The organism is Hymenobacter sp. R533113, assembly GCF_056835965.1.
Window position 1 is genome coordinate 1 of the sequence record NZ_JAKWBD010000017.1, and the last position, 5,213, is coordinate 5,213.

2 protein-coding genes and 1 pseudogene are annotated in these 5,213 nt (G+C 56.6%); 2 read left to right on the forward strand and 1 reads right to left on the reverse strand.

Annotated elements, in window-relative coordinates; all coding sequences use genetic code 11:
• The first annotated feature begins 220 nt into the window (after positions 1-220).
• Positions 221-1,399, forward strand: coding sequence for a hypothetical protein (locus MKZ35_RS23440; protein ID WP_482515631.1), 1,179 nt, complete (start codon positions 221-223; stop codon positions 1,397-1,399).
• Positions 1,400-1,611: 212 nt separating this feature from the next.
• Here the strand turns inward: MKZ35_RS23440 and MKZ35_RS23445 are convergent, their stop codons facing one another.
• Positions 1,612-4,560, reverse strand: coding sequence for a TonB-dependent receptor (locus MKZ35_RS23445; RefSeq protein WP_482515632.1), 2,949 nt, complete (start codon positions 4,558-4,560; stop codon positions 1,612-1,614).
• A gap of 346 nt (positions 4,561-4,906) precedes the next feature.
• Here MKZ35_RS23445 and MKZ35_RS23450 point away from each other — a divergent pair.
• Positions 4,907-5,213, forward strand: a pseudogene (locus tag MKZ35_RS23450) (DUF547 domain-containing protein); the annotation flags it as partial.

Genomic DNA, 5,213 nt, shown 5'->3' on the forward strand with positions numbered 1-5,213 from the left:
GGGTGCTCACCATGGCGAAGGAAAGGCGAGAGCTAGGCCGTAACGGATGCAAGTGGATGACGGCAACAGATACCTCTGCGGACGAATAGTTTCTTAAGCCTAAGTTCGGGCACTACCTGTCGCGAGATCGGAGCCCAGCGGAAACAATGTTGCCTGGAGGAGCTAAATTTGACAACTTCGTGCTATGCTAAAGTAGCCGCTCACCTCAATTTCTTACTCCTTGACTGTTCCGCAACACCTCATAGAAGTTTCGACGCCCGCGCACGCCCGCGAGTTTCGGGAGTTTCCGGTGCGCCTGTATCGCTCCGATCCCAACTACATTCGTCCGCTCGACAAGGATATTGAGCAGGTATTTGATACTAAGAAAAATAAGTATTTCCGGGCCGGTGAACTGACGCGCTGGCTGTTACAGGATGCTCAGGGGCAGACAATTGGGCGAGTAGCAGCCTTTATCAATAAGCGTACGGCCCGCACCTTTGACCAGCCCACCGGCGGCATGGGTTTTTTTGACTGTATCGATGACCAAGTGGCCGCCAACACGCTATTCGATGCCTGCCGCATCTGGTTGGCCGAGCGCGGCATGGAAGCCATGGACGGGCCCATCAACTTCGGCGACCGGGACCAGTGGTGGGGTCTGCTCATCGACAACTTCGGGGCGCCGCTCTACGGACAGAACTATAATCCGCCGTACTACCGCCGGTTGCTGGAAGCGTACGGCTTTCAGGTGTATTTTGAGCAGTACACCTACTTCCGCAAGGTAGCCGATCCGCTTGAGCCTGAGTATCAGGAGAAGGCGCAGCGCATGTTTCAAAACCCGAAGTATACCTTCGAGCACATGCGCCTGAAGAATCTGGAGAAGTACGCCGAGGATTTTCGGGTGGTGTACAACCAAGCCTGGGTCAAGCACGATGGGGTGAAGGAAATGCGCCCTGAGCAGTCGCGCAGCATCATGAAAAAGCTACGCCCGGTTATCGACGAGAAGGGCTGTTGGTTTGCGTATTATGAAGGTGAGCCAGTGGGATTCTTTATTGCGCTGCCGGAGCTGAATGAGCTGTTTAAGCACGTGAACGGCAACCTTAACTGGCTGGGTAAGCTCAAATTTGCCTACTACCGCTGGCGTGGCTCAGTGCGCACGCTCACCGGCATTGCCTTCGGTATTGCGCCCGCCCATCAGCGCCGGGGCGTGGAAGCCGCCATGGTACTGGCCGTTTCGAAGGTGGTGCAGGACCGCAGCAAAGTGCAGTACGAGGACTTTGTGATGAACTGGATTGGTGACTTCAACCCGCGCATGATGGCCGTAGCCAAACAGATTGGCGGCAAAATCTGGCGCACGCACGCCACGTTCCGGTATCTGTTTGACCGGGAAAAGGAGTTTAAGCGCGCCCCAATAATTAAATGAGATAGTGAGTGGTGAGATGGTGAAGTTGTGCGAAACATTATATAATAAAAAAGCCCCCCAGATGATTCTGGGGGGCTTTTTCTTGTGTAAGAGAATGTCATGCAAAGCAAAGCATCTCGCGTGTTTAGTAAGATTACTGCTCGTGTGTCAGCGAGCGAGATGCTTCGCTTTGCTCTGCATGACCGCCTTTTATAGACATGTAGCTTTTTGATTTAAAATACATAGCCCACACTGGCCGTGATGTTGCGGGGTAGGATAGGACGAACCAGGTTGTAGCTGTTTTCGGCGCGGGTGCGACCATTAGCGTCTTGCGTTTCCAGAATTTCCTTCGACAGATTCTCGCCGTTGCGGGCAGCGGCATCGCCGAAGCCTAAAGTATTGAACAAGTTGGACGCCTGCACGCGCAGCTGTACGCCTTGCAGCGTGCCACCGAAATTGTAGCCGAGGCCGGCAAATACAACTCCATAAGATGGCAACTGAATGGTGTTGCGCTTGTTGGCGTACCGTTCGCCGAACCAGCGGTAGTTGGCAAATACATCAAAGCCCTTGAAGCTGTATTCGGCGCCACCTTCCAGAAGCAGGTCGGGCGTGTCTTCGAGGCGGTTGCCTTTGAAGTCGATTACCTCGTCGTCGGTGAGGACAGCGCTGGTGCCTTTGTTGTCGACAAAGTTAAAGTCGACGAAGCGGGGACGCTGCACCGTGCCGATACCACGCAGGGTGAGGCCGGCCACGGGCGAGTAAGTGCCTTCCAGCTCCACACCCAGGTTGTCTACTTTGCCGCGCTCCTGGGTCAGGCTAAAGCCTCCGTTGGGGTTGGAAAGTTGGATGGTGAAGGGAATGTTGTTGTTTTCGCTGTAGAAAGGCACCACGGCCAGACTTACTTTGTCGGTAGCTACGCGCACGCCTACTTCGGCCTGAATAACGCGCTGTACGCCCCCACGTAGCGTGCTGTTACCGGTAGCGTCGCTGGGGTCGGCACCGTAGGCAAACTGGTCGTTGGAGGGCGCCACGCCGGAGTTGCTGAAGCGGGCAAATGTCGCCAGCTTGTCGGAGAATTTATAATTGCCCCCCAGCGAGTAGTTCAGCGTGCTAAAGCGGAAGCTCCACTCGCGCAGCTCGTTGGTATTCTGCAAGAAGCGGTTGTCGTAGAACGTGCGGTATTGCCCGTCCAGACCACCATTGGAGCCGCCGAAGCGGTTGGCTGCGGTAGGGGGACCTACGAAGCGGGTAAACGTAGCATCCGGATTATTGAGAATAGCCGTTTTAGGCGAGCTGCCTTCCGCGTGGGTAGTTTCCAGTCGTACGCCGCCATCGAGGCGCAGTTTGTCGCTGATCTTCCACTCGTCGCCGGCGTAATAGCTCAGCACCTGGGTGGTATTGGTGGAGTTAAACAAAATACCGTCGCCGAAGCTGTAGAACAGGAAGCCGTTATTGGTAACCTCAATAGGCTGACCGCCAAATAAGGGTCCAGCCGTGGGGAAGCTCAGGTTCAGCAGGCGGGGCCGGTCGGCTACTTCCTGCACCACCAGGTTGTAGCTCAGGCGCTCCTTAATGGTATAGCGGCTGGCGTAGAAACCAGCAGTGAGCTGGTGCTGCCCGACCGTTTTCTGCAAACGCAGATTGTTGATTGCGTTGGTAGCCGGCTTATCGTCGGGAAAGATGCCCGCAATGTTTACCAGGCCGTTGCCATTCAGTGAGGCAATATCAATGGGCGTATTCGTAGGGTCGTCGGCGTAGGAGAAGCGGGGGGCATTTACCTGGACACCAAAAGGAGCCAAGCCGCGGTACTGGGCCGCAAACGAGGTTCCCAGCACGGGCGGCTGAATGTCGTACACGCCATCGGTGCTCAGGTTGGCGTCGAGCAGGCGGGCGTTGTCGGTGAGCGTGAAGCCGTTGCCCAGATCAAAAAATACCTCCGAGCTGATGGCCTTATAGCGGGTATGCTGACCATTGGCCAAATCCCGGTCCAGACGGCCTTCGCCGTTGCTAAACGGATTTGGGATGCTGGTGCGCCGCTGATGCTCCGAATACATAGTGCCGCGGCGCAGGTCGGGCCCGCCCGGAATGCGCTCCGGGTCGTTGAGGTTCTGGTACGGAATGCTGGTGTAGTAGGCTACCCGGTCATTGAGGTACTTACCGTAGAGGCGCACGTAGCCGTTTTTCAGGTTGTACGTCACGTTGGCTTTTACCCCGCCGCCCACGTTGGCCGGGAAGCCCGCGTACTTCACGCCCACATCGTAGCGGTAAAAGCCGCCGACGTTGAACCGGAAAGGTGTGCCGGCAATAGGCCCGCCTACGTTAGCATCTATGCGCTGCAAGCCGCCGAGCTGGGCCAGGCCTTTGCGGTCGGAGTAGAAACCCTGGTCGCCGCCGGTGAGGCGCACAATACCGCCAATCTTGGGGCCACTGCCGGTTTTGCTCAGAAAGTTGACAATGCCGCCGGGTGCGTTATTGGCAAAAATGCCCGCCGAGCCACCCCGCACCACTTCCAGTCGGTCAATGGTTTCATCCACGCGAAAGTGAATGTCCGTTTTGGCAAACGTCAGGGAGCCGGCTTCCAGAATGGGCAAACCATCTTCCATGAGCTGCAAAAAACCAAAACCGGCCTCCGCATTGGAGGGCAGGCCGCGGGGCGACACACTATTAGCCGCCTCACCGCCGTCGGAGTTCACCCGAAAGCCCGGCACGGCCATGAGCAGGTCGGCGGTGCCGCGCGACACCCGAGTTTGAATCTGGCGGTTGGTGAGCGTAGTTACGGCCACCGAGCTTTCCAGCTTGGTTTGGGGATTGAAGGTGCCCGTCACCACTACGTCGTTCAGATTCAGCGCGTCAGCAGCCAGCGTGGCATTAACTACGGCCGCCTGGGAGCCATCCAGCATTACGGTTTGAGTGGCGGCGCGGTAGCCCAGAAACGTAGCCGTGAGCGTATAGGTGCCGGCTGGCACACCGGTCAGCTCAAACTGGCCTTGGGCATCGGTAGCAGTGCTTTTGCCCGAAGGCTGGAGCACTACCGTAGCGCCCGGTAGCACTTGCCCGCTGGCGTCGCGGATCTGGCCACTCACGCGGCCCGCCGTATCCTGGGCCAGCGTAGGCGCTACGGCCAGGCACACAAGAGCCGCACCCGGCAGCAAGCGCTGATAAAGGGTAGAAGTAAGATGCATAAAAAAGGGGGAGGGGGAAAGAGCCCATGGGGGCGTGATAAAGACAAACTACGCGGTCAGGCCGCGAGCGGATTGCGGGGTAAAACGAATACGTGATTTAAGCTGCATTCACTTTCATCGCACTCGTTCACTTCTTTACTGAAGGAGATACTGGTGAGTTTCGCGGAAAGCAAACAATAAAAGAGAAGGTTAGTTATGGCTGTCCTGCATTTAATTATGGTAACCCCGCTCTAGTAGTCCAGGTCCTGAGTATAACTCCTTACTTTGCTTCTGTCAACCCACTTGGGGGGCGTTTTCGTAGGTCTGCCCAAGCTTCGCATTCTGCTTTTTATTTCACCTCCCCTCCATGAGAATCATGTTCCGTCTGGCCGTTTTTTGCCTACTGTTGTTTACCTCGGCCTGCCAGAGCGGCTGCGCCTACGTGCGCTACTTCACCCCGCTCAACCCTACCTCCAAGGACAGTCGCCCCGTGAGCCACGAGCCCTGGGATGCCCTGCTGAAAAAGCACGTAAATGAGCAGGGCATGGTCGATTATACCGGCTTTCAGGCCGATAGCACCACATTGAACACCTATTTGACCACGCTCAGCGACAACCTGCCCAACGATAACTGGAGTGAGCCCGAGCGCCTGGCGTACTGGCTGAATGCCTACA

Coding starts and splice junctions, on each gene's coding strand:
- MKZ35_RS23445 (WP_482515632.1), bottom strand. CDS start 4,560: ATGCATCTTACTTCTACCCTTTATCAGCGCTTGCTGCCGGGTGCGGCT.